The 1,873-nt window shown below is 67.9% G+C and carries 2 protein-coding genes; one reads left to right on the top strand and one right to left on the bottom strand.

What is annotated here, in order from left to right; genetic code table 11:
• The first annotated feature begins 605 nt into the window (after positions 1-605).
• Positions 606-1,232, top strand: coding sequence for a TolB family protein (locus ACFWYW_RS56855; RefSeq protein ID WP_379618487.1), 627 nt, complete (start codon positions 606-608; stop codon positions 1,230-1,232).
• Positions 1,233-1,327: 95 nt separating this feature from the next.
• Here the strand turns inward: ACFWYW_RS56855 and ACFWYW_RS56850 are convergent.
• The coding region (locus ACFWYW_RS56850; protein WP_379641418.1) for a transposase at positions 1,328-1,873 on the bottom strand (546 nt) is incomplete at its 5' end.

Raw genomic sequence — 1,873 nt, 5'->3', positions numbered from 1 at the left:
CAACCACCCCTGGCTCGGGGACAGCCTCTAGCCCGGGAACCACCCCTGGCTCGGGGACAGCCTCTAGCCCGGGAACCACCCCTGGCTCGGGGACAGCCTCTAGCCCGGGAACCACCCCTGGCTCGGGGACAGCCTCGGGCCCGGCAGGTTCTGGTGAGCCCGTGGTTGCGCGGGGCGAGGGTGGGGCTGCTGAGGTGGGTCTTGGTGGGCGGGTAGGGGCGGACGCCTACCAGGTGGTTGGTAGGGAGGAGGTGGCTACCGACCAGGTGGTAGGGGGTTCTGGGAGGCGAGGTGGGGGTCGGCGGGTGTGGGCGGTTGTTCTGGCGGTTGTGGTGCTGGCCGGGGTGGCTGTGGGGTATGCGAGCTGGGCGGCGGCGAAGAAGGAGGGGCCGGCGGCTTCGGCTGTGGATCCGGGGAGGGCGGGGCAACTCGTGGTTCGGAGTTCGGGGCGGGTGGCGGCGGTGCCGATGGGCGATCCCACGGCAACGCCGGCCGTAAGCGCCACCAAGTGTGATCGGAACTACACGGCCGCCGGTACGACCATCTGCCTGGTCACTCGGCCTGGTGCGCCGCCTACCACGGACGCGATCATTCTTGACCGGTCGATGCGTGAGGTCCGCAAGGTACGGCTGGCCGGAATTCCCAGCCGGGCCCGGATCTCGGCCAGTGGGCGGATGGCGTCGTGGACGATGTTCGTGACCGGTGACTCCTACAACAGCGGCGGCTTCTCCACCTTGAGCGGCATCCTGGACATCAAGACCGGCTACGTGATCATCAACATCGAGGATATCCCGCTACGGATCGACGGCCGCCGCTACTACTCCGCCGACGTCAACTACTGGGGCATCACCTTCGCCGCCGACGACTCCCGCTTCTACGCCACGCTGTCCACGAAGGGCAAGACGTACCTGGTGGAGGGGGACTTCACGAACTGGCGCGCACGTACGCTGCGCGAGAACGCCGAATGCCCGTCCCTCTCCCCGGACGGCACCACCCTGGTCTACAAGAAACGCGTCAAACCTGGCCCGTGGCGCCTGCACGCCCTCGACCTCGCCACCGGCCGCGAAACGCCGCTGGCCGAGACCGCTTCCATCGACGACCAGGCCGCGTGGCTGGACGAGCGCACCGTGATGTACGCCAAGGGCAAGGACATCTGGTCCGTCCCCGCCAACGGCACCGGCACCCCCCGCCTCCTCACCCCCAACGCCTCCTCCCCCTCCGCCATCCACTAACCACCCCCCACCTCTCGGGCCCCGCCCTCGCCCCGCGGCCTGGAGCTTGTAACTCGTAGTGTGTAAAGTTGATCTTGTGGTTGGTTTTGGTTGCTTTACCGGATACGGCCTGGGTAGGCGTGCTCGAGTTCGTTGAGGGCCTCGATCCAGCCGTGGGTCCGCTGTCCTTCGACGAGTCTGCCGGGGTAGCCGCTGCGGCTGTTGTCATCGGCGTTGTTGGCGGCTCGTTCGCGGGCTCGTTTGTCCTCGATGTTGATGATGGCCAGCCACAGGAGTTTGACGACGGCGTCGTCGGTCGGGAAGTGGCCGCGGGCCTTGGTGACCTTGCGTAGCTGGTAGTTCAGCGACTCGATGGTGTTGGTGGTGTAGAGCAGCCTGCGCACCGGCGGGCTGAAGGCCAGGAACGGAATCACCTGGTCCCAGGCGTTCTGCCAGACCTTGACCGTCTGCGGATAGCGCGCTCCCCACGAGCCGGTGGCGAAGGCGGCCAGGGCGTCGAGTGCGGCCTCGGCGTCGGGCGCGGTGTAGATCGTCTTCAGCTCGGCGGCGACCGCGGCACGGTCTTTGCGCGGCACCGGCCGCAGGCTGTTGCGGATCAAGTGGACGATGCAGGCCTGGACCGTGGTGTGCGGGAAGGCGGC

It is taken from the genome of Nonomuraea sp. NPDC059023 (assembly GCF_042740095.1).
Taxonomy (GTDB): domain Bacteria; phylum Actinomycetota; class Actinomycetes; order Streptosporangiales; family Streptosporangiaceae; genus Nonomuraea.
This window is presented reverse-complemented; position numbering and strand designations above follow the sequence as displayed.